This is a genomic window from Rhodovarius crocodyli (assembly GCF_004005855.1).
GTDB lineage: Bacteria > Pseudomonadota > Alphaproteobacteria > Acetobacterales > Acetobacteraceae > Rhodovarius > Rhodovarius crocodyli.
On record NZ_SACL01000003.1, the window covers coordinates 69,505 to 95,782 of the forward strand.

Genomic DNA, 26,278 nt, shown 5'->3' on the forward strand with positions numbered 1-26,278 from the left:
GATACTACCCCAACAGGCTTTTCCCCGTCATCGCCCCAGGCTGCGGCAGGCCCAGCAGTGCCAGCAGCGTCGGCGCCACATCCGCCAGCCGGCCGCGGGCCAGCGTGGCGCCGGAGGGCCCGCCCACCAGCACCACCGGCACCACGTTCAGCGTGTGCGCCGTGTGCGGGCCGCCAGTGTTGGGGTCCTTCATCATCTCCGCATTGCCGTGGTCGGCCGTGACCAGCAGCGTGCCGCCCGCCTCGCGCATCGCCTCCACGATGCGGCCGAGGCCGGTATCCACCGCCTCGCAGGCGGCGGTGGCGGCGGCCAGGCTGCCGGTGTGGCCCACCATGTCCGCATTGGCGAAGTTCAGCACGATCAGGTCATAGGTGCCGGAGCGGATGGCGGCCGCCGCCTTCTCCGACAGTTCCGGCGCGCTCATCTCCGGCTGCAGGTCATAGGTCGCGACCTTGGGCGAGGGCACCAGGATACGGTCCTCGCCGGCCAGGATCGGTTCCTCGCCGCCGTTCAGGAAGTAGGTGACGTGGGGGTACTTCTCCGTCTCGGCCATGCGCAGCTGCTTCATGCCGGCGCGCGAGACGACCTGGCCCAGCAGGTCCGCCATCGACTGCGGCGGAAACAGCGCCGTCTGGAAGGCCGTCAGCGCGGTGGAATACTGCGTCATGCTCAGCGAGCACGCGAAGGCCGCGACCGTGCCGCGCTCGAAGCCGGTGAAGCCCGGGTCCAGCAGGGCCGAGGAGATCTCACGCACGCGGTCGGCGCGGTAGTTGAAGCAGGCGAGCCCGTCGCCCGGCTTCACCCCGGCATAGCCGCCGACGATGGCGGGCTCGATGAACTCGTCGGTCTTGCCCGCCGCGTGCCCGGCCGCGATGGCCCCGGCGGCGGTGGCGGCAGCAGCCCCCTCGCCCTTCACGATGGCGTTGTAGGCGCGGGAGACACGCTCCCACCGGTTGTCGCGGTCCATCGCCCAATAGCGGCCCGTGACGGTCACGACCTTGGCGCCCTGGGGCAGCGCGGCCTCGAAATTCTTCAGGTAGCCCGGCGCGGCGTCGGGCGGGGTGTCGCGCCCGTCGGTCCAGGCATGGATGGCGACCGGCACGCCGGCGGCGGTAAAGGCGCGGGCGATGGCCACCGCGTGGTTCTGGTGGCTGTGCACGCCGCCGGGGGAGAGCAGGCCCATCAGGTGCAGCGTGCCGCCGCTGGCCTGCAGCTTCGCGATCGCGTCCAGCAGGATGGGGTTGGCGTCCAGCGACCCGTCCTCGATGGCGGCGTCGATGCGCGGCAGGTCCTGCATCACGACGCGCCCGGCGCCGAGGTTCAGGTGCCCCACCTCGCTGTTGCCCATCTGGCCGTCGGGCAGGCCCACGTCGCGGCCGCAGGTGGCCAGGAAGTTGCGGGGGCCCGCCGCCCACAGCCCGTCGAACACCGGGGTGCGGGCCTGCATCACGGCGTTGTCCGCCTTGTCCTCACGCCAGCCCCAGCCATCGAGAATCACGAGCATCACGGGACGGGGCATGGCTTCACCTTGCTGCTGTGGGCGCTGCGAAGGGGATAGCCGCCGCGCGCCCGCGCGGGAAGCCCGCTACTCCGGCTTGATGCCGGTCGCGGCCACCAGCGCCGCCCATTGCGCGCGGTCGTCCGCGATGTAGCGGGTGTAGGCCGCTGTGGTCATCGGCAGCGGCACCAGCCCCTGGGCCGCGATCCGCGCCAGGAACTCGGGCTTGGCCAGCAGGCGCTGCATGCCGCCATGCAGGGCCTCCACGGCCTCGGGCGGGGTGCCGTTGGGGCCGTTGATCCCGTACCAGTTCAGCACCTCATAGCCCGGCAGGGTTTCCCCGATCGAAGGCAGGTCCGGCAGGATCGACAGCCGCTGCGGGGTCGAGACGCCGAGCGCCTTCACCCGCCCCTCGCGGATGAAGGGCAGGGCGGTGTTGATGGCGTCCGTCATCGCCGTGATCCGCCCGGCCAGGATCTCCGGATAGACTTGCGCCGTGGTGCGGAAGGGCGCGTGCAGCATGTCGAGCCCGGCGCGATGCGCCAGCAGCGCCAGCGTCATGTGCGTGGAGGTCCCCACCCCGGCCGAGCCGTAGGACAGCGCGCCGGGCCGGGACTTCGCCAGGGCGATGAATTCCGCCAGCGTCGCGGCCGGGGTGGCGTTGCCCACCACCAGCACCGCCGGCACGCCCGCCACATTGGCGATGGGCAGGGTCTCGGTGCCCGGGTCCATGGCCAGGCGGTTCACCACCGGGCTGACGCCATGCGTCGCCTGGCTGGCCAGCATCAGCGTGGTGCCGTCGGGGCGCGACCGCGCGACATATTCGGTCGAGACCGCGCCGCCGCCGCCCGGCCGGTTCTCCACCACGAAATTGATGCCGAGCATGGCGCCCAGCTCCTCCGCCAGCAGCCGCGCCACGACATCCGACGGGCCGCCGGCGCCGAAGGGGGCCACCAGCCGCACCGGCCGGTCGGGCGTCCAGGCAAGGGCGGGGCGGGCAAGGAAGGGCAGGGCGAGAAGCGGCAGGTGGCGGCGTTGCATGGTTTGAGCATGGAATGACCGCCCTGCCGCCCGGCGCGGAATCCCCGCCCGATTTCACGCCCGCGCGAGAATTCTGGCGCAGGGGCGGGCAACCGGCGCATCCTGCGGCCCAAGGAATGAACAACGGAGGAAACATGCGTATCACCCGCCGCGCCGCGCTGGCGGCGCTGGGCCTGCCCGCGCCCGCACTGGCCCAGGACTGGGCGCCGAACCGGGCGCTGAAGCTCGTGGTTCCCTTCCCGCCCGGCCAGGCGTCGGACATCGCTAGCCGCATCGTGGCCGAGCAGCTCTCCCGCAGGCTGGGCCAGCCGGTCGTGATCGAGAACCGGGGCGGGGGCGGCGGCGCGATCGGGATGGAGGCGGTGGCCCGCGCCACCCCCGACGGCTACACGCTGGGCAATGCCGCCTTCGGCCCCATGACGGCCTTTCCGGCCATGGGCAGCAACCTCACCTATGACCCGGTGCGGGATTTCTCGGCCGTCGCGCCCTATGGCTTCGTGCCGCTGCTGTGGGTGGCCCATCCGGGCGCGGGCTGGAACACGATCGAGGATTTCGTCTCCAGCGCGCGGACGCGCACCATCGAATGGGGCTCGGGCGGGCCGGGCACCACCCAGCACCTGGCGGGGGAATGGTTCCGGCAAAGGCTGGGGCTGCGGCTGAACCATGTGGCCTATCGCGGCAGTGCGGCGGCCATCGTGGACCTGGTGGCGGGCACCATCCCGGTGATGATGGACAGCGTCGCCAGCGCCCTGCCGCATATCCGCGCGGGCCGCGCGAAGCCGCTCGCCGTCACCTACGGCACGCGCGTGTCCTGGCTGCCGGAGGTGCCGACGGTGAAGGAACGCCTGCTGGAGGATTTCGAGGTGTCGGGCTGGCTGGGGCTCGTGGGCCCGGCCGGCATGCCGGCGCCCGTCGTCACCCGCCTGAACGCCCTGGTGAACGAGGCGACCGCCGACCCCGCCCTGCTGGCGCGATACCAGGAGATGGGGCTGGTGACGGGTGCGCCGGGCGGGCCGGATGAATTCGCGGGCTTCATCGCGGGCCAGCTGCAACGGTGGCGGCAGGTGGCGCGCGACGCGAATATCCGGATGGAATGAGGGCTAGGGCCCGCAGGCCCTACCCGGCCGCCTTCAGCATGGCGGCCGCCAGCACCCGGCAGCCCACGGCGTAATCCGCTTCCTCCAGGTGTTCCTTCGGATTGTGGCTGCCGCCCGGGTTGCGCAGCATCAGCATGGCCGAGGGAATGCCCGACAGCGCGAAGATGCCCGCATCATGCCCCACGGTGGGCAGGCGGAAGGGTGCGATGCCCTCGGCGCGCAGCCCGGCCTCAAGCAGGGTGATGGCGCCTTCGTCCAGCGCCACCGGCTCGGCCGTCACCTCGGCGCCCATCTCGAAACACACGCCGCGTTTGGCGGTGATCTCGGCCACCAGCTCATCCTTGCGGGCGCGCATGATCGCGAGCGTCTCTGCGCTGGTCGCACCCATGGCCAGGCTGAAACTCACCTCGCCGGGCACCTTGGTCAGCGCATGGTGGGCGGGGTCGGTGCCGAAGCGGCCGAGGGTGACGACCAGGTTGTCGTCGCCCTTGGCATGCAGTTCCGCCCACAGCTCGTCCAGGCCCAGCGCCAGCTCGGCCACCGCCATCACGGCATCGCGCCGACTTTGGCGCGGCACGGCGGAGGCATGGCCGTATTCGCCCAGGCACCGCGCGGCGGGGTAGCGGATATTGCCGCGGATGGCACTCGCCACGCCCGCCGGCAGGTCGCGCTCGATCAGCAGCGGGCCCTGCTCGATGTGCAGTTCCAGGAAACAGGCGGTGTTGGCCGGCGTCAGGATGGGCTCGGCATCGGTGCGGAAGGGATAGCCCAGCGCCTTCACATGTTCTTCCAGCGTGCGGCCGGTATCGACGCGCAGGCGCGCGCCCAGCTCCGCGCGGGGGCGGTAGTTCAGCAGCAGCTGGCTGCCCAGATAGGCCATGTTGAACCAGGGGCTTTCCTCGGCGCGCATGGCCAGGGCCCGCAGGCCGTGGCGCGTCCGCACCCCCGCCGCGTGGGCGGCCGCCACCACGGCCAGTGCCGCAGCCGTGCCGGCCATGCCGTCGTAATTGCCGCCATTGGCCACCGTATCCAGATGCGAGCCGGAGGTGACGGCGGGCAGGCCCGCCTCCGTGCCCGGCAGCAGGATGTAGATGTTGCCGAAGGCGTCATGCTCGAAGGGCAGGCCGCGCGCGGTCAGGAATTCCCGCACCAGGGTGGCCGCCATTTCCTCCTGTTCAGAGAAGGCGGGGCGGGTGTGGCCGGGGGGCGTTTCGCTGCGCCGGCCGATTTCCTTCATCAGGGCCCAGGTCTCGGCGATGGCGGTGTCGAGGATGGGGGCAGGGATCACGGCAGGCTCCTGATGGACTCGCTGTGAACATTAGCTCATGATTGAAGGTAATTGGTCCAGCCGCCTGCGCGGGAATAAAGGGCCGTCGAGGATGACCAGCCGCCCCTTCGAGGAGCAGAGCATGCCTATTTCGCGTCGTATCCTTTTCTCCGCCCTGGCCGCGCCGGCCGTGGCCCCCGCGATCGCCCCAGGGGTCGCCGGCGCCCAGGCACCGGGCTTCACCCGCCCCGTGCACCTCATTCTCAGCACCTCTCCCGGCGGCGGTGCGGATGTGACGGCGCGGCTGATCGCGCCCGGCATCACGGAGCGCATCGGCCAGTCGCTGGTGATCGAGAGCAAGGCCGGTGCATCGGGCCTGATCGCCGGCGGCTATGTCGCGCAGCAGCCGGCCGACGGCTACACCTACCTGTTCGACATCACCTCCCACGCCGTGAACCCGCTGCTGGGCCGCACCATGCCCTACAAGGTGCTGGAGGACCTGGTGCCCGTCACCCAGGTCAGCCGCGCGGCCAATGCGCTGGCGGTCCATCCCTCCCTGCCGGTGAACACGGTGGCGGAGTTCGTGGCCTATGCGAAGGCGAAGGGCAGCGAGATGTCCTACGCATCCTCCGGCAACGGCACGGCGCAGCATCTGGGCATGGAGATCTTCAAGTCCATGGCCGGGCTTGAGATGAACCATGTCCCGTATCGCGGCGGCGGGCCTGCCCTGGTGGACGTGATGGCGGGCCATGTGCCGTGCTGCCTGGCCTTCCTGCCGAGCTCCACCCAGCACATCCGCCAGGGGCGGCTGAAGGCGCTGGCGACCACGGGCGCCACGCGGGCCGAATCCTTCCCGAACCTGCCGACGCTTGCCGAAAGCGGCTTCGCCGGTTTCGAGAACTATGACTGGAACGGCATCTTCGCCCGCCCCGGCGCGCCGGCGGCGCTGACCACCCGGCTGCAGCAGTCGGTCGCCGCCACCCTGGCCCAGCCCGAGACCCGCGCCCGCTTCGCGGAGCAGGGCAATGAGCCCGTGGGCAGCACCGCCGAGCAGTTCCGCACCTTCATCCAGGCCGAGATGACCAAATACGGCGAGGTGATCCGCCGCGTGGGCATCACGGCGGATTGACGCCGTAAGGGTGTGGCGACAATCTCGGGCCCACATGCCCGGGCTCCGCACCCTTTCCGACCGACGCCGACGCCGCAGCACCCTTGCTGCGGCCCTTCCGGCTGCGCGTCGATCAGTCTCCCCCGGCATGTGACCGCCTGACCCCAGGCCCACCCGCCGGATTGACCCGGCCCGCATTCCAGAACCCCCGCAGCCCCCCGGTTGCGGGGGTTTTCTTTTGCCTGAAGGACACACCCATGAGCATTCGCGTCGGCATTGTCGGCATCAGCGGTTTCGGCGGCGGCGAGGCGATGCGCCTGGTCGCGGCGCATCCGGCCTTCGAACTGGTCTATGCCGCCGGCGAGGGCAGCGCCGGCAGCCGCCTGGCCGACCGCTTCCCCGGCCTGCCCGCCAAGCTGGCCCATCTGGTGATCGAGAAGTGGGACCCCGAGGCCCTGCCGCCGCTGGACCTGCTGTTCGCCTCCCTGCCCACGGGGGCCTCGGCCGAGGCGCTGGCCCGCGTGCCGGCATCGGTGAAGATCGTCGATATCGGCGGCGACCACCGCTATGCCGAGGGCTGGACCTATGGCCTGGGGGATGTCTGGCCCGAGCGGATCATCGGGCAGACACGCATCGCCAACCCCGGCTGCTTCCCGGCCGCCACCCTGACCGCGCTGGCCCCCCTGCTGGCCGAGGGGCTGATCGAGCCCGGCAACATCATCATCGACGCCAAGACCGGCGTCTCGGGCGCGGGGCGCGGCGGCGCCACCAGCGGCTTCGGCTATGCCGAGACCAACGAGAACCTGATCCCCTACGGCCTGCTGAAGCACACCCACATGCCCGAGATGGCCGCCACCATCGAGCAGCTGAGCGGCGGCAGCGCGGCGGGGCTGGTATTCACCCCGCACCTGGTGCCCATGACGCGCGGCCTGCTGGCCACCATCTACTGCCGGGGCCGGGCCACGACCGAACAGTGCATGCAGGCCGCCCGCCGCTTCTATGCCGACCGGCCCTTCGTGCGCGTGACCGACAAGCCGCCGCAGACCAAGTGGGCCACCGGCTCCAACCTCGCCTTCGTCAGCTATGCGGCGGACCCTGCCCGCAACCTGGTGATGGCGATCGGCGCGGTGGACAATCTGGGCAAGGGTGCCGCCGGCCAGGCGGTGCAGAACGCCAACCTGATCTGCGGCCTGCCGGAAACCATGGGTCTGGAGGGCGCGCCGGTCTGGCCCTGACGCGCCGTCGCTTGCATGCAAGTGCGCGGGTTATCCGGCCCGCGCATACCGCATCGCACGCCGCGCCGGTTGCTTAAGCCCGCCCCCGGCCGCATTCTGCGCCCCGACCTGGGGGACCACGATGGACGACGATTTCCGTAAAGCCGCGCTCGATTATCACCGCCTGCCGCGCCCCGGTAAGCTGTCCATCGAGCCCACCAAGCGCATGGCCACCCAGCGCGACCTGGGCCTTGCCTACTCCCCCGGTGTCGCCGCCGCCTGCGAGGAAATCGCCGCCAACCCCGAGGCCGCCTGGGACTACACCACCCGCGGCAACATGGTGGCTGTCATCACCAACGGCACGGCCGTGCTCGGCCTCGGCGCCATCGGCGCGCTGGCGTCCAAGCCGGTGATGGAAGGCAAGGCGGTCCTCTTCAAGAAGTTCGCCGGCATCGATTCCATCGACATCGAGGTGGAGGAGCGCGACCCCGCCCTGTTCGTCCAGGCCGTGTCCAAGCTGGAACCCAGCTTCGGCGCCATCAACCTGGAAGACATCAAGGCCCCGGAATGCTTCGAGATCGAGCGCGAACTGCGCGCGAAGATGAACATTCCCGTCTTCCATGACGACCAGCACGGCACCGCCATCATCGTGGCCGCCGCCATCCGCAACGGGCTGCTGCTGCAGGGCAAGTCACTGGCCGACGTGAAGCTGGTGAACACCGGCGGTGGGGCGGCGGCCCTCGCCTGCCTCAACCTGCTGGTCACCATGGGCCTGAAGCGGGAAAACGTGTGGGTCTGCGACGTGGACGGCCTCGTCTACAAGGGCCGCAACGCGATGGACCCCTACAAGGCGGAATACGCGCAGGATACCGACCTGCGCACGCTGGAGCAGGTGCTGGACGGCGCCGACATCTTCCTGGGCCTGTCCGCGCCGCGCGTGCTGAAGCCCGAATGGCTGGGCAAGCTGGCGCCGAAGCCCCTGGTGCTCGCGCTCGCCAACCCCGAGCCCGAGATCCTGCCCGAAGCCGTGCGCGCCGCCCGCCCGGACGCCATCGTGGCCACCGGCCGCACCGACTACCCGAACCAGGTCAACAACGTCCTGTGCTTCCCCTTCATCTTCCGTGGCGCGCTGGATGTCGGCGCCACCACGATCAATGAGGAAATGAAGGTCGCGACCGTCGAGGCCATCGCGGCCCTGGCGCGCATGGAGGCCAGCGAAGTGGTCGCCGCCGCCTATGGCGGCCAGGCCCCGGTCTTCGGCCCCGAATACATCATCCCCAAGCCCTTCGACCCGCGCCTGATCCTGGAGATCGCGCCCGCCGTCGCGCGGGCCGCGATGAACAGCGGCGTCGCCCGCCGCCCCATCAAGGATTTCGAGGCCTACAAGACCGAGCTGGAACGCTTCGTCTTCCGCTCCGGCAACCTGATGCGGCCGATGGTCGAGGCCGCGCGCAAATCCCCCCGCCGGGTGGTGTACTCGGAGGGCGAGGACGAGCGCACGCTGCGCGCCGTGCAGACCATCCTGGACGACGGCATCGCGGAGCCCATCCTGATCGGCCGCCGCGCCGTGATCGAGGCGCGCGTCGCCGCCATGGGCCTGCGCATGGACCTCAACGGCTCCGTCCGTGTGCTGGACCCGGCGCAGGATGTGTCGGTGTTCGGCCCGCTTGAGGAACTGTACGTCCGCAAGGTAGGCCGGCGCGGCGTGCCGCCCGACAATGCCGGCCGGCGCATCGTCACGCGCCCCACCGTGGCCGCCAGCCTGCTGCTGGAAACCGGCCAGGCCGATGCCGCCATCGTGGGCGGCAACGGCGACTGGATGCGCCACTGGCACCACGCGCTGGACGTGATCGGCAAGAGCAGCGAAGTCAGCCGCGTCTATGCCATGACCGCCGTGCTGGTGCCCAACGGCGCGCTGTTCTTCGTGGACACGCACCTGCTGGTGGAACCCACCGCCGAGCAGATCGCGGAAATGACCCTGCTGGCGGCCGACCAGATCCGCCGCTTCGGCCTGACGCCGCGCGCGGCGCTGCTGTCGCATTCCTCCTTCGGGGCATCCCAGGCGCCCAGCGCCCGGCGCATGCGCAGCGCGCTGAAGCTGATCCAGCAGGCCAACCCCGGCTTCGAGGTGGACGGCGAAATGCACGCCGACGCGGCCCTCGTCTCCAGCATCCTGGCCAAGTCGGTGCCCGACAGCACCCTGACCGGCCCCGCCAACCTGCTGGTGATGCCGAACCTGGATGCGGCCAACATCAGCTTCAACCTGCTGAAGGCCGCAGCCGAAGGCCTGCAGGTCGGCCCCCTGCTGCTGGGCATGAACAAGCCGGTGGAAGTGCTGGTGAACTCCGTCACGGCCCGCGGCATCGTCAACGTCACCGCCGCCGCCGTCTCCCACGCGAACGGGTGGAAAGGCCCGGCGTAAGGGCGCATTCCGGGGGCCTTGCCCCCGGGACCCCGCGCAGGGGCTCTGCCCCTGCACCCCGCCAAAGGCCGAAAGGCCTTTGGAAACCGGGAGCTGAAAGTCTGGGGAAGGGGCACCGAGCGCGCTTCGGTCCCGAAAGTCCTTCGCAGCCCCTTCCCCAGACTTTCAGTTAATTCGAGTGGGTCCAGGGGCCACAGGCTCCTGGCGGGTTCCAAGGGCGGCGCCCTTGGTGGGGTCCGGGGCAAGGCCCCGGGAGAGCCGCCCTCACCGCCGTGCCGCACCCCGTTGCGCGATGGCCAGCACGGCCTGGCGGGCCACGGCCTTGTCGGGCATGCCGGTCGTTTTGGTGCGGCGCTCGGCTTCCAGCAGGGCGTTGGCCACCGCTTGCAGGGCGGGTTGGCGCCAGTTGCGCAGGGCGCGTTCCATGATGGGTCGGCTGCGGAAGAACACGGGCGGGCGCAGGGCGCCCAGCGCGTCGCCCGGTGACATGCCGTCCGCGACGGACATGCTGGCATCCAGCAGGCGCTGGGTGTGGCGCAGGGCGGCGCGGATGATCTGCACGGGCACGGCGCCGTCGGCCACGGCGGCGGCCAGTGCCCGGTCGGCGCCCGCCACGTCGCCGGCGAAGGCCGCGTTCAGTGCCTCGTCCAGGCTGAGGGTGTTGGCCTCGCCCACCACGGCCAGGACGTCTTCCTCCGTCGCGCGGTTGCCGGGGCCGACATAGAGCGCGAGTTTCTCCAGCTCTCGCCGCAGCAGCAGCCGGTCCTCGCCCTGGTTCTGCACCAGCCAGTCGATGGCCGGCCCATCGGCCGAGACGCCGAGCTCCTCCAGGATGCGTTTCGCGCTGCCGGCCAGCTCCGCGCCGCGTTCGCGCCAGCAGGCGATGACGGCGGCTTTCGGCGAACCCTCCAGCAGGGAGCGCAGCTTGGACCGCGCCTGAAGCTCCGGCCCTTCCATGATGACCACGCCGGGGCCGGGGCCATCGAGCGCTGCCTTGGCGGCATTGGTGAAGGCGTCGGTCGCCTCGCGCACGCGCACGGCCCGCCTACCGCCCAGCAGCGGGCGGGTCGCGGCCTCGCTGGAGAGGAGGGCGGTGTCCTTGGCGCCTTCGCGCGGGATGTCGGCGATGGAGAGGTCGTCGCCGCCCGTCACGTTGCGGGCCAGAAGGGCGGCGCGTTCCCGCACCAGCCCGGCATCGTCGCCATGCAGCAACACCACGCGGGTGTCGCCGGGGTCCTTCAGGAAGGCGTCGATCCGCTTGGGGTCAAGCTTCGCCACGCCGGCGGAACTCCAGCGCCAGGCGGCGGGCGATGTCCTCGGCCACGTCTTCCATCAGCCGGCGCTCCATCGCCTCGCGGCTGATGTCGGCGGCGAAGAACTGCAGGTCCGGCAGGTTGAAGGCGTCGAATTTCCGGGCGGTGCCGCGCAGGATTTCCTCCTGCTCGGTGCCCAGCGTCATCAGCACGAAATCGGCCGAGACGGTGACGCGGATGCGGGTGATGGCGCCGTCCGTGCGATAGCCCTGCACGTCGGAATCGTTGCGCACGCCCACCCGCAGCTCATAGCGGGGCGCGGTGCCGGGGCGGGTGTCCTCCAGCCGCGCCATCAGGGCGCGGCGCAGCAGCTGGCCCTGGCGCTCACCGATGCGCGCGACCTGCACGGCCGCCAGCTCGGCCGAGAGTGCCTCGCCGCTCGGCATGTTGCCGGGGCGGTACAGCGGCCGGAAGCCGCAACCCGCCAGCAGCAGCGGGGAAGCCAGCAGAAGCGTGCGCCGCGTCGTCATGCCTTACACCACGAAGTTCACGATGCGCCCGCGCACATGGATGCGCTTGCGGATGGGCTTGCCGTCGATCGCGCGGGAGACGTTCTCCTCGGCCAGCGCCGCGGCGAAGATAGCATCCTCGCCCTCGTTCACCGCTACCTCGATGTTGGAGCGCAGCTTGCCGTTGACCTGCACGGCCAGCGTGACGGTCTCGGCCTTCAGCAGGGCGGGGTCGGCCACGGGCCAGTCCAGCTCCGCCACCAGCTTGCCGTCGGGGTGGAGCGTGGACCACAGCTCCTCGGCCAGGTGCGGCATCATGGGCGAGATCAGCTGGGTGATGGCATCCAGCGCCTCGGCCTTGGCACCCGCCGCTTCGGCCGGGGCCTCGGCGATGGCGTTGGCGAATTCATGGATGCGGGCCACCGCCACGTTGAAGGCGAAGGTCTCCAGCGCCTGGGTCACGGCCGCGATGGCGCGGTGCGTGGTCTGGCGCAGCTTGCGCCCGGCCGGGGTTTCCTCGGCGGCGGGCAGCGGCAGGTTGGTCTGCACCAGGCGCCACAGGCGCTGCACGAAACGCTGGGAACCGGCCACACCGGCTTCCGACCATTCCATGTCGCGCTCGGGCGGGTTGTCGGAGAGGATGAACCACCGCGCCGTGTCCGCGCCGTAGCGGTCGATGATCGCCCCGGGGTCCACCGTGTTGTTCTTCGACTTCGACATCTTCTCGCCGCGGCCGATGGCCACGACGGCGCCGGTCGCCTTCTCGGTCGCCACGCCCTCGGCATCCACCGAGATTTCCTCGGGGTAGAGCCAGCGGCCATCGGCGGCGCGGTAGGAGGCGTGGGTCACCATGCCCTGGGTGAACAGCCCGGCGAAGGGCTCGGGCGTTGCCACCTTGTCCATGCCGTGCAGGGCGCGGGTGAAGAAGCGGGCATAGAGCAGGTGCAGGATCGCGTGCTCGATGCCGCCGATATACTGATCGACCGGCAGCCAGGCCTCGACGGCGGCCTTGGTCAGCGGCACGGTCGCGCGGGGCGAGCAGAAGCGGGCGAAATACCAGCTGCTGTCCACGAAGGTGTCGAAGGTGTCGGTCTCACGCACCGCCGCCCGGCTGCACTGCGGGCAGTTGACGTGCTTCCACGTCGGGTGGTGGTCCAGCGGGTTGCCGGGGCGCGAGAAATCCACGTCCTCGGGCAGCTTCACCGGCAGCTGGTCCTTGGGCACCGGCACCACGCCGCAGGCGTCGCAGTGGATGACCGGGATCGGGCAGCCCCAATAGCGCTGGCGGGACACGCCCCAGTCGCGCAGGCGCCAGTTTACGATGCCCTTGCCGGCGCGCTTCTGTTCCAGCGCGTCGATGGCGGCGCGCTTGGCCTCGGGCACGGTCTTGCCGTTCAGGAAGCCCGAATTGAAGATCGTGCCGTCATCGGTGTAGGCGACGTCGCCGATGGTGAAATCGCGCGGGTCCGCATCGGGCGGCAGCACCACGGGCAGCACCGGCAGGTCATACTTGCGGGCGAAGTCCAGGTCGCGCTGGTCGCCGCTGGGGCAGCCGAAGATCGCGCCCGTGCCGTATTCCATCAGCACGAAGTTCGCGATCCAGATCGGGTATTCCTGCCCGTTGAACGGGTGCTTCACGAAGAAGCCGGTGTCGAAGCCGCGCTTTTCCGCCTGCTCGATCGCGGCCTCGCTGGTGCCCTGGGCGCGGCATTCGGCGATGAAGGCGGCAGCCGCCGGGTCACGCTTGGCGGCGGCATCGGCCAGCGGGTGCTCGGCCGCCACCGCCAGGAAGGACATGCCGAACAGCGTGTCGGGGCGGGTGGTGAACACCTCCACATCCGTCACGCCATCCACCGATTGCGCCAGCTCGAAGCGCACGCGCGCACCCTCGCTGCGGCCGATCCAGTTGGCCTGCATCAGCTTCACGCGCTCGGGCCAACGGTCCAGCGTGTCCAGCGCGCCCAGCAGCTCGGGCGCGGCGCGGGTGATCTGCATGAACCACTGGCTCAGGCGCTTCTTCTCGACCGGCGCGCCGGAGCGCCAGCCCTTGCCGTCGATCACCTGCTCATTGGCCAGCACGGTGTTGTCCACCGGGTCCCAGTTGACCCAGCTTTCCTTGCGCTCGACCCAGCCGGCGGCCATCAGGTCCTGGAACAGGGATTGCTGCTGGCCGTAATATTCGGGGTCGCAGGTGGCGAATTCGCGCGACCAGTCCAGCGACAGGCCCATGCGCTTCAGCTCGGCGCGCATGTTGGCGATGTTGTTGTAGGTCCATTGGCCCGGGTGCACGCCACGGTCGCGCGCGGCGTTTTCCGCCGGCAGGCCGAAGGCATCCCAGCCCATCGGGTGCATCACCAGGTGGCCGGTCGCCCGCTTGTAGCGCGCCACCACATCGCCCAGCGTGTAGTTGCGCACATGCCCCATGTGGATCTTGCCGCTGGGGTAGGGGAACATCTCAAGGACATAGTACTTCTTGGCGTCCGCCGGCGGCACGTCCGGGGCGAGGAAGCAGTCGCGGTCGTTCCACGCGGCCTGCCAGCGCGGCTCGGCGGCGGCGAAATCGTAACGGGCGGGTTCGGATGCCTGGTCCATGCTCGGCGGAATAGAACAGAAACCGCTTTTGTGCCATGCGGCGCTTGGCATAAATGGGATGCTCATGACGGCGATCTGGTCCCGCTTCCGGCTGCTCCTGGCGCTTTCCGCCGTCGCCGCGCCGGCGGCGATGGCCTCTCAACCAGAGGATGAGGCGACCTATCGCGCCACCTTCTCGGCCGAGAATCTGGGCAGCAACCGACCGGGGCCCAGCGTGGTCCAGGGCTTCACCATGCATTACCGGGGCGCTGTGCCGAATTCGGCCTTCGCCATGGCGCGCGCCGAGGACGGCCGCAGCGCCTGGGGCCTGGCCAGCGGCCGCCCCAGCCCCGATGCCGCCCAGCAGGACGCCCTGCGCCTGTGCCGCGAGAGCACGGAGGGCGCGCGCGGCGGGCCGATCGCCGCCCCCTGCGTGGTGGTGGCGGTGAACGGGCGGGTGAACGGCCGCCCGCCGCTGCCGCCCCAGGGGCCCGCCGCCATCGGCCCCTTCCGCCCCAACCCCTGGCAGCTGTGGCGCGGCCCCGAGGCCGCGCGCGGCGTGGTCGTCTGGCAGCATGGCTATGAGGGGCCGGAGGTGGACCTGCGCGGCAATGTCACGCCGGGCTTCGTCTCCGCGCTGAACAATGCGGGATGGGATGTGCTGCGTTTCGACCGCCCGCCGGGCGACGACGCCCTGCACAGCACCCTGCCGCTGCTGGTGAACGCGCTGCCGCTGCTGCGGCCCTGGCGGCAGGTGGTGCTGGCCGGGCACAGCCGGGGCGCCTGGCAGTCCCTGCTGGCCGCCGCCCAGGCGCCGGGCCTGGTGGACGGCATCATCGCCGCCTCGCCGGCCGCCCACGGAGAAGTGGCCGGCACCCCCCGCGTGCCCGTGGCCCTGGCCGATTTCAGGCGCCACCTGGCGGGGCTGGGCGCCGACCGGCCCGCCCTGCTGGTGCTGCTGTTCGAGAACGACCAGTTCGACCCGGACGCCCCCGCCCGTGCGGCGGCGGTGAACGAATTGTCGGCCCGGCGGCCGGCACCCACGCTCGCGATCTTTCCGCGCGGGCCGGCGCAGGGGGGTATAGTCCAGGGGCACAACGGCGTGTTCGACTGGCGCTTCACCCGCGATTACGCGGCCTGTGTGCTGACGGCCATGACGCTGCCCCAGGCCTCGGCCCCGCGCGGCGTCAGGCGGGATTCCTGCGGCGGGGGTTAGCGCGAGGCACCGGTCTGCGCTACCAGACAGGGGATGAGCACCTCTGCCCGAGACACGCCCGAACTGGCCCAACTGCGCGCCTTGCTGGCTGCCCAGCGCGTGAAGCTCGGCGTCCATATCCGCCGCATGAACAGCCCGGGCAGCCCGGTCTATCGCATGTATGAGAATGTGTGGCCCGCCGCGACCATCCTGGTCACCAGCTTCCTGGGCACCTGGGCGGTGCATTTCTACCTGGGCGCCGCCATCCTGGGCGTGGGCTGCTGGTGGTGGATCGCGAAGTGGCTGCCGAAGATCAAGGACGGCGTGTTCGAGCGCACCTCCGCCCTGGTGCTGCATGATGCGAAGCAGTTCGACTACTGGTGGGTGGCGGGCGTGCTCAGCCTGTATGCCGCCATGCCGGACGGCTCCGAGCGCGCGGCGGCCAAGCGTGACGACTGGCGGGAATTCGTGCGGATCGTCTCTGCCGAGACGGAGCAAGAGGCGCCTGCCGCTTGACCCGGCGCGGCGGGACTTGCCAATCCTGGGGCATGAGGCACTGGCGGGCAGAAATGCGTGCGGTCAGGGTGGCCATGGCCGCCATGCTGGCGGCTGCGCTGACCGGCCCTGCCATGGCGCAGTCCATGCTGGGCGCGCCGGCCGCCCAGGCCCCCGCGCCGGCGGCACCCCGCCCGGCTGAACCCACCCGCCCTGCGGCGCCGCAGCGGCCCGCGACGCCCGCGCCCGCCGCACCCGGCGCCGCGGCCCCGAATGCTCCGGCCCGCCCTGCCCAGGCCGCGCCGCGCCCGGCCCAGCCCGCGGCGGCCGGCGGCCAGCAGCCCCGCCGCCCGCAGTCCGCGCAGCCCGGCCAACGCCCCGCGCAGGGCCAGCGCCCGCAGCAGCCGCCGCGCCGCCAGCCGCGCCCCACCCCCGCGACGCCGCCCGCCGAGGCCCCCGCTCCGGCCCCCGCGCCCGAGCCTGCGCCCCCGCCCATCCCGCCGCGCGGGCCGGCCACCGGCCTGCCCATGCCCCGCTTCGTCCCCCTCCGGTCGGACCGCGTGAACATGCGCGTGGGCCCTGACATGCGCTTCCCGATCGAATGGCGTTATGAGCGGCGCGACCTGCCGGTGATGATCGTGAACGAGCGCGACCAGTGGCGCCGCATCCGCGACGTGGACGGCACCGAGGGCTGGGTGCACCAGTCCAACCTGCTGCCCGGCCGCCGCACCTTCCTGGTGCGCCCGAGCCAGGCCGGCGAGGTCGAGCTGCGCCGCCGCCCGGACCCCGAGGCCGCCGTGCAGGCCCGGCTGCGCCCCGGCGTGATCGGCCGGCTGCGTGCCTGCGCCGCCGGCAGCGACTGGTGCGAGGTGCAGGCGCGCGACGCGCGCGGCTTCGTCCGCCGGCGAGAGATCTTCGGCGTGCTGCCGGACGAGGAACTCAACTGACGGCGCAGGCCGCCTCCATCGCCCCGGCGATCAGCCGGGCGTCCTCCTGCGTGACCTCGAACAGCCCGAAGCGCAGCCGGTAGCCCCAGCGGGGATCGCCGCTTGAGAAGGACAGCCGCTCAAGCAGCGGCCTGATCGGTGCCTCCCGCCCCGGCCACCAGTCGACATCGCGCCGCCACGGCCTGAAGCCTGCCGGCGCGGCGGGCTGGTAGGGCGCGCCGGAGCGCACGGTGCCCAGGGCGGTGAAGGCCTGCAGCCTGTCCCCGCCGCCGAGGCTCTCGGTCGGCGAGTAATACGCCACCAGGTCCCCCGGCGCGATGCGGCGCAGGGGCGCCGCCTTGCCGTGGCACACCTGCATGAAGCCCTCGGCCCGGCCCAGCCGGACATGCGCGGCGCAGGCGACGGCGATCCAGGCGCGGGGCATCGCCCTACGCCGCCGCCATGGCATAGACGCGCAGCCGGTGCCCGTCCGGGTCGACGGCGACGAAGCTGCGGCCGAAGTCGAGGTCGCGCGGCGGCATCAGCATGCAGGCCCCCTTGGCGTGCCATTCGGCATGCAGGCGATCGACCTCGGCGGGCGTCGCGACGCGGAAGCCGAGCTCGCAGCCACCGCCGGGCGCGGCCGGCGGCGGCTCCACCCCCGCCCGCTGCCACAGGCCGAGCCCGAAGCCAGAGGGCAGGATGAACATCGCGAAGCCGGGGCTGTTCTCGACGGGCGGCACTTCCAGGAGGCGTTCATAGAACCGCGCGCTCGCGGCCACCTCCGCGACGTAGAAGATAAGGCTGTTGTTCATGGGATGGGTCCGTCCTTGATGGTGCTGCCCATCCTGCCCGCCCCCTGCTGCCAGTTTCTGGCAGCATCATGCAGGCGGGCTTATGCCCTCCGCCTCCCGCCAGGCGCGCAGCAACGCGGCGCGGCGCTTCGGATACCGTTCCTCCAGCACCTCGGCGCGCTGGATGCGGTCGGTCCGGAAGTGGCGGAAATCCAAGCGCAGCTCGCACCAGGCGACGACGACGCGGACCCGCTCGAAAAAGGCCAGCGCCACCGGCCAGACGATGCGGGCGGAGGCAGCGCCCCGGTCATCCCGATAGTCGATGCGCAGCTTGCGCTCGGCGCGGATCGCGCCGCGCAGGGCCGGCAGGTCGATGCCGCCCTCGGGCGCGGCGCGGCCGCCGGGGCCCGCGAGCAGGGCGGAAGCCTCCAGCGCCTCACGAGAGCCAGGCGGCAGCACCGCCGCGATCCGGGCCAGCGCGCCGCGCGCCGCCGCGGCCAGCGGCCCGTCGGCACGCTCGGCCACCAGGCGCGACCCCAGCACCAGCGCCTCGACCTCCTCGGGCGGGAACATCAGGGGCGGCAGCAGGAAGCCCGGCTTCATGACATAGCCCAGGCCCGGCTCCCCCTCGATCAGGGCGCCCTGCGCCTGCAGGCTGGCGATGTCGCGGTACAGCGTGCGCAGGCTGACGCCGGTTTCCGCCGCCAGGGTCCGGCCGCTGACCGGCCGGCGATGCTGCCGCAGGACCTGAAGCAGATCGAGAAGGCGCTCGGAGCGGGACATGCCGGCACTGTATTCCGGCCAGGGTGCCGCGTCATTCTTGCGGCGCCCCGCGGCGTGAGGTTGTGACGCGCGCTGTCATGCCTGTAATGTGCCCGCGATGGCACCGGAAGCGCCCATGCCCGAAACAAAGCCCCCCGTTCGCGGCACCGCCCCCGCGCGCGGCGTCGCGCTGGCCGGGCGGATCGGTTTCCGCACCGCCGCCATCCTGGCCATCATGCTGGCGGCCCTGGGCATGCTGGCAGGCAACGCGCTGCTGCTGGTCCAGCGTGAGAACGAGATCATCGAAAGCCTGGGCGTGCGGGACCGCGCGAACATCGAGGCCGAGGACAATTTCGCCCAGCCCATCTCGGACTTCTCGGCCGCGTTCTCGGCCGTGATGGCGGGGGCGCTGCCCTCGATCGTGACCGCGCCGCGCATGCGCCGCAACGCCGCCGACATTCAGGCCAGCTTCGCCCGCATCGAAGAGCTGATGGGCCCGCGGATGGACCCCGTGCTGCTGGGCGGCGCGCGCGACATGACGGCGCGGGTGGGGCCCCTGGGCGACCAGGTGGCGCAGGCCTTCTCGCGCCGCGACCGCAACGCCTACAACCAGCTGCAGGAGGAATGGCTCGACATCCTCGTCGCGCTGAACAACACCTCCATCGCGGTGCGGGAGATCATCCGCACCGACCAGCAGGCCAGCCTGCGCCGGGCGCACGACATCGCCGAGGAAGGCGAGCGGAACACCATCATCGCGGCGGGCGTCGGGCTGGTGGGCGTGGGGCTGACCTGGCTGGTGCTGATCCTGCTGACGGCGCGCCCGCTGGGCCGGCTCGCGATCTCCATGAACCATCTGGCCGCCGGTGACGCGGACACGAAGGTGCCCGAGACCCACCGCGCCGACCAGGTGGGCGAGATGGCCCGCACGGTGGACGTGTTCAAGGCGAACCTGCTGGCCACCCGCGCCATGGCCGGCCAGGCCATGGACAGCGCCCGCCGCACCGCCCAGGCGACCAGCGAGGCCAGTTCCGCCATCGGCCAGGTCAGCGAGGGCGCGATGTCCCAGCTGGCGGAGCTGCGGGAAGTGGGCGCGGCCCTGAGCCAGACCACCGCCGCGATCGGCGAGGTGACGCGCACCACCACCACCGCCCAGGCCCAGGCCGAGCAGGCCAATGCGCTGGTGGCCGACAGCGTGCAGAAGGTGCGCGCCCTGACCGAGACGGTGGACGCGGTGGGCGAGGACACGGAGCGCGTGACCCGCATCGCCGGCACCATCCAGAAGATCGCGACCCAGACCAACATCCTGGCCATCAACGCCGCCATCGAGGCCGCCCGCGCGGGCGAGCACGGGCGCGGCCTGTCCGTCGTGGCCGAGGAAGTGCGCGCGCTGGCCGCGAGCACGGAGGCGCTGGCGCAGGAAATCGCCGATGTCGTCCTGCTCTCGGGCCGCCGCGCGCGTGAGGGCGCGGGGGTCGCCGCCGCCGTGGGCGAGTCCATGGACTCGCTCGAAACCCTGATGAACGACAGCGCCCGGATGGCGGCGGCGATCGCCGTCGCCATGGAGGAACAGCAGACCGTGGTGGGCAGCCTGGACGCCCGCATGGCCACGCTGACCCGCATCGGCCAAGCCAGCGCCACGGCGGCCGAGGAACTGACCGTCACCATGATCGATCTTTCGCGCCTGGCCATGGAAGCCCGCGCGGCCGCGGAGAAACTGGCACGTCGCGATGGCTGAACCGAATATCCTTGTAGTGGACGACAGCGGCTTCAACCGGCTGCTGCTGAAGCGCCGGCTTGCCGAGCTCGGCTACCCTGAACCTGTTATGGCCGAGAACGGCCGCCTGGGCCTGGAGGCCATCGAGGCGCAGCGCTTCGACGCCGTGCTGCTGGACCTGGAAATGCCCGAGCTGGACGGCATCGGCGTGCTGGAGGCCCTGCGCGGGCGCGCCGACGCGCCGCCCGTGATCGTCATCTCGGCGCTGACCGAGATGACCGGCGTGATCCGCTGCATCGAGCTGGGCGCCGAGGATTATCTGCCGAAGAGCTTCGACCCGCCGCTGTTGCGCGCGCGCCTGGCCGCCGTGCTGGAAAAGAAGCGCCTGCGCGACCTGGCGGCCGAGCGCCTGGCCGCGCTGGAGGCGGAGCTCAACAGCGCCCGCGCCGCCCAGCTCTCGCTGGTGCCGCAGGATGTGGGGCGGCTGGGCTCCGGCCGCGTGTCGGTGGCCGCCCATATGGAGCCCGCCCGACAGGTCGGCGGCGACCTGTTCGAGGTGATGCGCCTGGATGCCGCGCATCTGCTGTTCGGCGTGGCGGACGTGTCGGGCAAGGGCGCGCCCGCCGGGCTGACCATGGCGCGCACGGTGGGGCTGATCCGCAGCGCGGCCCGCATCGCCATCGGCCGGGGCGAGGTGCCTTCTCCCGCCACGCTGATGGAGATGGCCAATGACGACCTCTCCACCGACAACCCGGACATGACCTTCGTGACCGCGCTGCTGGGCGTGGTGAACACCGAAACCGGCCAATGCCGCATCTGCGTGGCGGGGCACGAGGCGCCCTTCATCCAGGCCGCCGGCGGGCCGCGCGCCATGTCGGGCTTCGCCAGCAACCCCGCCATGGGGGTGATGGACGGGCTGACCTATCGCGAGGGCGAGCTGACCCTGGCGCCGGGAGAGACGCTGGTGCTGTTCACCGACGGCGTCTCGGAGGCCGAATCCCCCGAGGCCGATTTCTATGGGCGGGAGCGCCTGTCGGGCGCCATCGCCGGTGCGGGCGACGCGGCGCCGGGCGTGCTGCTGACGGCCATCCTGGCGGATATGGCGGGCTTCACCCGCGATGCCCCCCAGGCCGATGACGTGACGCTGCTGGCGCTGCGTTTCGGCTGATGTGGTTCCTGTTGGGCGGCGCTCTCGTCGCCGGTTTGGCGCGCGGCTTTTCCGGCTTCGGCGCCGCGCTGATCTTCATGCCGCTGGCCAGCGCGGCCATCGGGGCGCGCATGGCCGCGCCCCTGCTGCTGGCGGTGGATGGCATTACCTCGCTCGGCCTGCTGCCGCGCGCCTGGGCCATGGCCAACCGGCGCGAGGTGGCGGTGATGACCATGGGCTGCGCGATGGGCACGCCCATCGGCACCTATGTGCTGACCCATGCGGACCCGCTGTTCATCCGCTGGGCCATCGTGGGCGTGGTGATCATGGCGCTGGCGCTGCTGATGTCCGGCTGGCGCTATCGCGGCCAGCCGCGTGCGGCGCTGACGCTGGGGGTCGGTGCCGCATCGGGCCTGTTTTCGGGCGTGGCGCAGGTGGGTGGGCCGCCTGTCGTGGCCTATTGGCTGGGCGGCAGCATTCCGGTGGCGACGGTGCGGGCCAACATCATGCTGTATTTCGCCGCCGCCGCCGTGGTCACGGGCATCAGCTTCGCCGTGGCCGGGCTGTTCGTGCGGGATCTGCTCTATTACGCGATCCTGACGGCGCCGCTCTATGCCGTGGGCGTGTTCATCGGCAGCCGCCTGTTCGGGCTGGCCAGTGAGCGCACCTTCCGCCGGGTGTGCTACGGCCTCATCGTCGCGGCGGCCCTGCTGGGCCTGCCGCTGCTCGATGGGGTGTTGCGTTAGCTGCGGGTTGTCGTGGGCACCGGCACGCTGGCCTTGATGGCGTTGGAGTAGGGGCAGATGCCGTGGGTGGTCTCCACGAGCTTCTTCGCCTCCTCCTCCGGCAGGCCGGGCAGATAGACATCCAGCGCGGCCGTGATGCCGAAGCCGCCCTCTGAACGGGGCCCGATGCCGATGGTGGCCGAAACGGTGGTGCCGTCCGGCACGGGGATCTTGGTCTGGGTGGAGGCCACGCGCATGGCGCCCAGGAAGCAGGCGGAATAGCCCAGCGCGAACAGCTTCTCCGGGTTGGCGCCGTCGCCGCCCGGCCCGCCCAGCTCCTTCGGCACGACCAGGTCGAAGGCCATGGTGCCGTCGGCCAGGGCGGTGTGGCCGTTGCGGCCGCCGCCGCTGGCGGTGGCGGAGGTGGTGTACTTGGCGTCTACAGGCATCGGGGGTTCTCCCTTGGTTGCTACCAGGGACGTGGCCATGAAACCGATTGGATCAAGGCCTGGAGAGACTATCTTCTTTTTCTGAAGAAAAAGAAGCAAAAAGACTTTGTGAGTTTTGGCGTGCTCTAGTTAGCCGAAGGTGTCCCACAAAACTCAAAAAAGCTTTTTGGTTCTTTTTTCCAAAAAAAACATGCTCTAGGCACTGGCCAGCACAATAACCCCAGCCCCGATCAGCCCGATCGCCACCAGCTTCTGCGGGTTCAGCCCCTCGCCGAAGAACCACCAGCCCGCGATCGCGATCACGATGTAGCTGACGGCCGTGCAGGGCAGGGCCACGCTCATCGGGATCTTCCGCAGCGCCACGATGTAGAGCATCGCGGCCCCGCCATAGAAGCCGAGCCCGATGATGGTCTGCCAGCGGAACAACTGGGCGATGAAGCTGCCCGTGCCGTCGCCGGTGCCGGCCTTCAGCAGCACCTGGCCCACCAGCGACGACGTGATGGCCAGTGCCAGGACCAGCCAGTGGATACTCATTGACGTTCTCCATCGACGCGCGGCGGCAGTACGTCGCGCACCACACCCTGGGGCTTGCCGTTCGCGGAAAGGAACGCACGCCCCACATACTCGCCCAGGACGCCCAGGATCATGAACTGCACGCCCGAGAGCAGCAGCATCATCATCATGGAGGACGCCCAGCCGGAGGGCGTGTCCCCGGTCAGGGCCTCGATGAACACGAAGACGGCCAGCAGCAGCCCCAGCACGCCCATGCCCGCGCCGGCGAACACCGCCATGCGCAGCGGCGCCACCGAGAAGTTGGTGGCCAGGTTCATCCACAGCCGGATCAGCCGCGTCATGGTGTAGTTGGACCGGCCCACCGCGCGCGGGTAATGCGCCACCACGATGCTGTCGATCCGCTGCGTCACCTGCATGATCAGCCCGTCGATATAGGGGTAGGGACCGCGGTACTTGGTCACTTCCCGCACCACCAGCGCCGACATGCAGCGGAAGGAGGACAGGTAGAGCCCCTTCGGCTTGTCCAGCAGCCAGTCCGCTACCTTGTTCGCGAACTGGGAGCCGAGGTTACGCCAGCCCTCGTGTTCCTTCTTCTCGTAGCGGGTGTAGACCACGTCCCAATTGCCCAGCCGCGCATGGTCATACAGCTTGATGACCTCCTCGGGCGGGTTCTGCAGGTCATCATCCATATTGATGATGTAGGCGCCGCGGGCATGGCGCAGCCCGGTCATGACGGCGTTGTGCTCGCCGAAATTGCGGGCGTGCTCGACATAGGTCAGCGGCACGGTGGCGGTGGCGGCCAGCTGGCGGCACACCTCGCCGGAATTGTCCGGGCTGCCGTCATTGACCAGCACGATCTCGAGGCCGCCCTCGGGCTTCAGCGCGGACAGGGCGGCCACGAGCTGCCCCACCGTGTCCGCGCCGCGATAGACGGGCACCACGATCGACAGGCCGACGGGATGGATGATGTTCTGGTCCATGGGGAGGTCCTCAGGGCCTGGTCGCGGAAACGATGACGGAGCCGCCCGCCGGAAAGCGCAGCCCGGCCCGCATCATCCCCGCCTCGATGCGGGTGGCGGCGAACAGGCAGGCATCCAGCCAGGGCGGAAAATTGGTGACGTCGCTCGGCGCGTCCGCGCGGGCGGCGAGAACCTTGCGCTGCAGGATCATCAGCGGCAGTAGCAGCGCGTTCCAGTAGCGGGCGCGGATGTCGGTGAAGCCCGCCGCCTGCAATTCGGCGGTGATGGTGGCGCGGGTATAGCGGCGCACGGTGAACACCCGCGCATCATGGGCCGAGCGCAGCCAGGGCAGGGCAGGCAGGTTCAGCACCATCACGCCGCCGGGCGCCAGCACGCGGCGGCATTCGGCCAGCATCTGCGCCGGCTCGGCGCCCGCGTGGCACAGCACGTCCAGGCTGAACAGGCCGCCGAACTGGCCGTCATGGAAGGGCATGGTGTTCACGCTGCCGGCCGTGACATCGACGCCCGCCTTCTCGGCGGCGCGGCGGGCGGCCTGCGGGTTGTATTCCAGCCCGACCATGGGGATGGCCAGCGCGGCGCCGGCGCGCCGCAGGAAGCCGCCCGTGCCGCAGCCGGCATCCAGCACCGGCAGGCCCTTGGCCGCCCCAAGGCGCGGATGCGCGCGGAAGGCCGCGATGGCCCGCGCGTGCATCGCGCGGTACCACCACATGGCCTCCTCGGCCGCATCCATCAGGTCGTATTCGACAGCTTCCACGGTGAAGGTTCATGCCGGGCAATCACGGCGGGAACAAGTCCGTGGCCGGGCCCTGGCGTGGCGGGCGGGCGCGGCGGCGCCACAAAATGGGGCGCCCGTGCCCCCGGGCGCTCGTCCCCGATGCCTGCCGGCCATTCCATGCCGCGCGCAGGCATCGGGGCTGCCCGCCGCGACGCGCTGTTGCCCTGGAAGGCGCCTCGGCCCAGATTGCCTGTCAGACGATCATGCAGCCAGCGCCCCGGCCTTCCTCGCTGTCCCTGGACCCGCCTCGCGAACCGTCGCGGCCGGAGTGGCGCAGCACGCCGCCGGGCGGGGTCGCCAGGCCGCCGCGCGCCCCGCTTTCCGTCCTGTACGTCCTGCTGGCGGGCCTGCCCTGGCTGATCTGCGCCATGCTGCCGCCGCTGAACCACGACGTGGCGGGGGTGCTGAACTTCGCCCAGCGGATGATCGCCGGTGAGCGCCTGTACACCGACCTGATCGACGTGAACCCGCCGCTGATCTTCGTGCTGAACCTGGTTCCGGCCGCGATCGGCGCCTACACGCCCATCGGTCCGGTGGCGGCGCTGCTGATGCTGGTTTTCGCGCTGATGAGCGCGAGCCTGCTGCTGTCCTGGCGGTTGCTGACGCAGCTGGAACTGCCGCCCCTGCCGCGCCAGGTGGCCATGGCCGCCATCGCCATGACCGAGATCTGCGCGGGCTATGACTTCGCCCAGCGTGAGCACCTGATGCTGATGGCGGGCATGCCCTATCTGGTCATGGCCGCGCTGCGCGGCGAAGGTCGGCGCGCCGGCGGCCGGCTGATGCTGCTGGTCACGGTGCTGGCCGCGGTGGGCTTCGGCATCAAGCCGCATTTCATGGCCGTGCCCGCCCTGGTGGAGCTGTGGGTGCTGTGCTGCCTCGGCCCCCGGCGCTGGCTGGCGGACCCCGTGCCCTGGATCATGGGCGGCATCTGGGTGCTGTACCTGATCAGCCTGCCGCTGCTGTTCCCGGCCTATTTCGCGCATGTCGTGCCGCTGGTGTGGGACTATTACGTCAGCCTGGGCGGGTTGAACTGGTGGCAGGTGCTGTTCCTGGACAGCCTGATGCCGGCCTGGGTCATGCTGGTGCTGCTGGCCCCGCTCGCCTTCTGGCGGGGGCCGCCGCTGGCCCGCGTGGTGGCGCTCGCTGCCCTCGGCAGCTTCCTGTCGGCCTGGGTGCAGAAGAAGGGGTGGTCCTATCATGTGCTGCCCATCAACCTGTATGGCGGGCTGCTGGCGGCGCTGCTGGCGGCGCATTGGGCCGGGCGGGTGCTCGCCCCCTCACGCGCGGAGAGCGCCGCGCCGCGCATGGCGGTGGCGGCGGCCGTCGTCCTCTCCTTCTTTCATCTGCTGGGCAGCGAGGCCCCCTATCGCCAGATCACCTGGTCCTGGTCGCGCGTCGGCATCCTGACGCGGGAATTGCAGGACAGCGCCCTGGGTGAGCGCCTGCTGGTGCTCTCGCCCGACGTGTTCCCGGTCTATCCGGCGCTGAACTACGCCGAGGCGCAGAGCACCCTGCGCACCATGACGCTGTGGCTGCTGCAGGGCGTCTATCAGGAATGCCCGCGCAACAATGCCCGCTTCCGTGAGCCATGGGAGATGAGCCGGACGGAGTTCTTCGTCTATCGCACGGTCGCCGAGGACTTCGCGCGCGCCCCCCCCGCCGCCGTGCTCGTCTCGGACAATGCGGGCATCCGCTGGTGCGGCGGGCGGCCCTTCGACCTGATTGCCTATTTCAGCCGGCACCCCCTGTTCGCCGAGACTTTCAGCCATTACCGACAAACGGGGGCCTTCGAGGGCTACCGTCTCTACCGCCGGGAGGAATAA

The 26,278-nt window shown here is 70.9% G+C and carries 24 protein-coding genes; 11 read left to right on the top strand and 13 right to left on the bottom strand.

Going from position 1 to position 26,278, the window contains the following annotated elements:
- Positions 1–4 precede the first annotated feature (4 nt).
- Together gpmI and EOD42_RS09505 are read right to left on the bottom strand one after the other, a co-directional pair.
- Positions 5–1,519 (bottom strand): 2,3-bisphosphoglycerate-independent phosphoglycerate mutase, encoded by a 1,515-nt coding sequence (gene gpmI, locus EOD42_RS09500; RefSeq protein ID WP_127787296.1) that lies wholly within the window; start codon positions 1,517–1,519, stop codon positions 5–7.
- Between the two features lie 66 nt (positions 1,520–1,585).
- Positions 1,586–2,539 carry a Bug family tripartite tricarboxylate transporter substrate binding protein gene (locus EOD42_RS09505; protein WP_127787297.1) on the bottom strand — a complete coding sequence of 318 codons (954 nt, stop codon included), beginning with the start codon at positions 2,537–2,539 and terminating at the stop codon, positions 1,586–1,588.
- 134 nt (positions 2,540–2,673) lie between these two features.
- Here EOD42_RS09505 and EOD42_RS09510 point away from each other — a divergent pair, with 134 nt between their 5' ends.
- Positions 2,674–3,636 (top strand): Bug family tripartite tricarboxylate transporter substrate binding protein, encoded by a 963-nt coding sequence (locus EOD42_RS09510; protein ID WP_164867856.1) that lies wholly within the window; start codon positions 2,674–2,676, stop codon positions 3,634–3,636.
- Positions 3,637–3,655: 19 nt separating this feature from the next.
- Here the strand turns inward: EOD42_RS09510 and EOD42_RS09515 are convergent, their stop codons facing one another.
- Positions 3,656–4,924, bottom strand: a complete 1,269-nt coding sequence (locus EOD42_RS09515) for a hydantoinase/carbamoylase family amidase (protein WP_127787299.1) — start codon at positions 4,922–4,924, stop codon at positions 3,656–3,658.
- A gap of 121 nt (positions 4,925–5,045) precedes the next feature.
- On the opposite strand from EOD42_RS09515, the gene EOD42_RS09520 reads away from it, so the two are divergent.
- The 3 genes from EOD42_RS09520 to EOD42_RS09530 all read left to right on the top strand — a co-directional run bounded on the left by EOD42_RS09520 (position 5,046) and on the right by EOD42_RS09530 (position 9,647).
- Complete coding sequence (locus EOD42_RS09520; RefSeq protein WP_164867857.1) at positions 5,046–6,032, top strand: tripartite tricarboxylate transporter substrate binding protein; 987 nt, start codon at positions 5,046–5,048, stop codon at positions 6,030–6,032.
- Positions 6,033–6,268: 236 nt separating this feature from the next.
- Positions 6,269–7,246 carry an N-acetyl-gamma-glutamyl-phosphate reductase gene (gene argC / locus EOD42_RS09525; RefSeq protein ID WP_127787301.1) on the top strand — a complete coding sequence of 326 codons (978 nt, stop codon included), beginning with the start codon at positions 6,269–6,271 and terminating at the stop codon, positions 7,244–7,246.
- 121 nt (positions 7,247–7,367) lie between these two features.
- Entirely contained in the window at positions 7,368–9,647 is a 2,280-nt protein-coding gene (locus EOD42_RS09530; protein ID WP_127787302.1) for an NADP-dependent malic enzyme, read from the top strand.
- Positions 9,648–9,911: 264 nt separating this feature from the next.
- Here EOD42_RS09530 and holA read toward each other — a convergent pair whose 3' ends face one another.
- The 3 genes from holA to leuS are packed head-to-tail and all read right to left on the bottom strand — an operon-like array spanning position 9,912 to position 14,001.
- A complete protein-coding gene (gene holA, locus EOD42_RS09535) occupies positions 9,912–10,925 on the bottom strand; it encodes a DNA polymerase III subunit delta (protein WP_127787303.1) in 1,014 nt (337 codons plus the stop codon).
- Entirely contained in the window at positions 10,912–11,430 is a 519-nt protein-coding gene (lptE, locus tag EOD42_RS09540) for an LPS assembly lipoprotein LptE (RefSeq protein WP_127787304.1), read from the bottom strand. The genes holA and lptE overlap by 14 nt, the downstream gene beginning before the upstream one ends.
- Before the next feature lie 3 nt (positions 11,431–11,433).
- Entirely contained in the window at positions 11,434–14,001 is a 2,568-nt protein-coding gene (leuS, locus tag EOD42_RS09545) for a leucine--tRNA ligase (RefSeq protein ID WP_127787305.1), read from the bottom strand.
- A 64-nt stretch (positions 14,002–14,065) separates the two neighbouring features.
- Here leuS and EOD42_RS09550 point away from each other — a divergent pair, with 64 nt between their 5' ends.
- Genes EOD42_RS09550 through EOD42_RS26330 form a run of 3 tightly spaced genes read left to right on the top strand, consistent with a single transcriptional unit; the run spans position 14,066 to position 16,617 of the window.
- Complete coding sequence (locus EOD42_RS09550) at positions 14,066–15,196, top strand: alpha/beta hydrolase (RefSeq protein WP_127787306.1); 1,131 nt, start codon at positions 14,066–14,068, stop codon at positions 15,194–15,196.
- Positions 15,197–15,229: 33 nt separating this feature from the next.
- Positions 15,230–15,691 carry a hypothetical protein gene (locus tag EOD42_RS09555; RefSeq protein ID WP_240655099.1) on the top strand — a complete coding sequence of 154 codons (462 nt, stop codon included), beginning with the start codon at positions 15,230–15,232 and terminating at the stop codon, positions 15,689–15,691.
- Between the two features lie 53 nt (positions 15,692–15,744).
- The gene (locus EOD42_RS26330) at positions 15,745–16,617 is read left to right on the top strand and encodes an SH3 domain-containing protein (protein ID WP_240655100.1); all 873 of its coding nucleotides are present in this window, start codon (positions 15,745–15,747) and stop codon (positions 16,615–16,617) included.
- On the opposite strand, the gene EOD42_RS09565 is transcribed toward EOD42_RS26330, so the two are convergent.
- From EOD42_RS09565 to EOD42_RS09575, 3 genes are all read right to left on the bottom strand, one after another.
- Complete coding sequence (locus EOD42_RS09565) at positions 16,610–17,041, bottom strand: EVE domain-containing protein (protein WP_127787307.1); 432 nt, start codon at positions 17,039–17,041, stop codon at positions 16,610–16,612. The genes EOD42_RS26330 and EOD42_RS09565 overlap by 8 nt on opposite strands.
- Before the next feature lie 4 nt (positions 17,042–17,045).
- Entirely contained in the window at positions 17,046–17,411 is a 366-nt protein-coding gene (locus EOD42_RS09570) for a VOC family protein (protein ID WP_127787308.1), read from the bottom strand.
- A 66-nt stretch (positions 17,412–17,477) separates the two neighbouring features.
- On the bottom strand, positions 17,478–18,173 hold the full coding sequence (locus EOD42_RS09575; protein WP_127787309.1) for a helix-turn-helix transcriptional regulator: 696 nt from the start codon (positions 18,171–18,173) through the stop codon (positions 17,478–17,480).
- 115 nt (positions 18,174–18,288) lie between these two features.
- Here EOD42_RS09575 and EOD42_RS09580 point away from each other — a divergent pair, with 115 nt between their 5' ends.
- The 3 genes from EOD42_RS09580 to EOD42_RS09590 are packed head-to-tail and all read left to right on the top strand — an operon-like array spanning position 18,289 to position 21,759.
- Complete coding sequence (locus EOD42_RS09580; RefSeq protein ID WP_164867858.1) at positions 18,289–19,887, top strand: methyl-accepting chemotaxis protein; 1,599 nt, start codon at positions 18,289–18,291, stop codon at positions 19,885–19,887.
- The gene (locus EOD42_RS09585; protein ID WP_127787311.1) at positions 19,880–21,034 is read left to right on the top strand and encodes a PP2C family protein-serine/threonine phosphatase; all 1,155 of its coding nucleotides are present in this window, start codon (positions 19,880–19,882) and stop codon (positions 21,032–21,034) included. The genes EOD42_RS09580 and EOD42_RS09585 overlap by 8 nt, the downstream gene beginning before the upstream one ends.
- Positions 21,034–21,759, top strand: coding sequence for a sulfite exporter TauE/SafE family protein (locus EOD42_RS09590; RefSeq protein ID WP_127787312.1), 726 nt, complete (start codon positions 21,034–21,036; stop codon positions 21,757–21,759). The genes EOD42_RS09585 and EOD42_RS09590 overlap by 1 nt, the downstream gene beginning before the upstream one ends.
- On the opposite strand, the gene EOD42_RS09595 is transcribed toward EOD42_RS09590, so the two are convergent.
- The 4 genes from EOD42_RS09595 to EOD42_RS09610 all read right to left on the bottom strand — a co-directional run bounded on the left by EOD42_RS09595 (position 21,756) and on the right by EOD42_RS09610 (position 24,434).
- The gene (locus EOD42_RS09595) at positions 21,756–22,187 is read right to left on the bottom strand and encodes an organic hydroperoxide resistance protein (protein WP_127787313.1); all 432 of its coding nucleotides are present in this window, start codon (positions 22,185–22,187) and stop codon (positions 21,756–21,758) included. The two genes, EOD42_RS09590 and EOD42_RS09595, sit on opposite strands and share 4 nt — an antisense overlap.
- A gap of 195 nt (positions 22,188–22,382) precedes the next feature.
- Entirely contained in the window at positions 22,383–22,721 is a 339-nt protein-coding gene (locus tag EOD42_RS09600) for a DMT family transporter (RefSeq protein WP_127787314.1), read from the bottom strand.
- Positions 22,718–23,680 (bottom strand): glycosyltransferase family 2 protein, encoded by a 963-nt coding sequence (locus tag EOD42_RS09605; protein WP_127787315.1) that lies wholly within the window; start codon positions 23,678–23,680, stop codon positions 22,718–22,720. Before EOD42_RS09605 ends, EOD42_RS09600 begins: the two co-directional genes overlap by 4 nt.
- A gap of 10 nt (positions 23,681–23,690) precedes the next feature.
- A complete protein-coding gene (locus tag EOD42_RS09610; protein WP_127787316.1) occupies positions 23,691–24,434 on the bottom strand; it encodes a class I SAM-dependent methyltransferase in 744 nt (247 codons plus the stop codon).
- A 224-nt stretch (positions 24,435–24,658) separates the two neighbouring features.
- On the opposite strand from EOD42_RS09610, the gene EOD42_RS09615 reads away from it, so the two are divergent.
- The gene (locus EOD42_RS09615) at positions 24,659–26,278 is read left to right on the top strand and encodes a hypothetical protein (RefSeq protein ID WP_127787317.1); all 1,620 of its coding nucleotides are present in this window, start codon (positions 24,659–24,661) and stop codon (positions 26,276–26,278) included.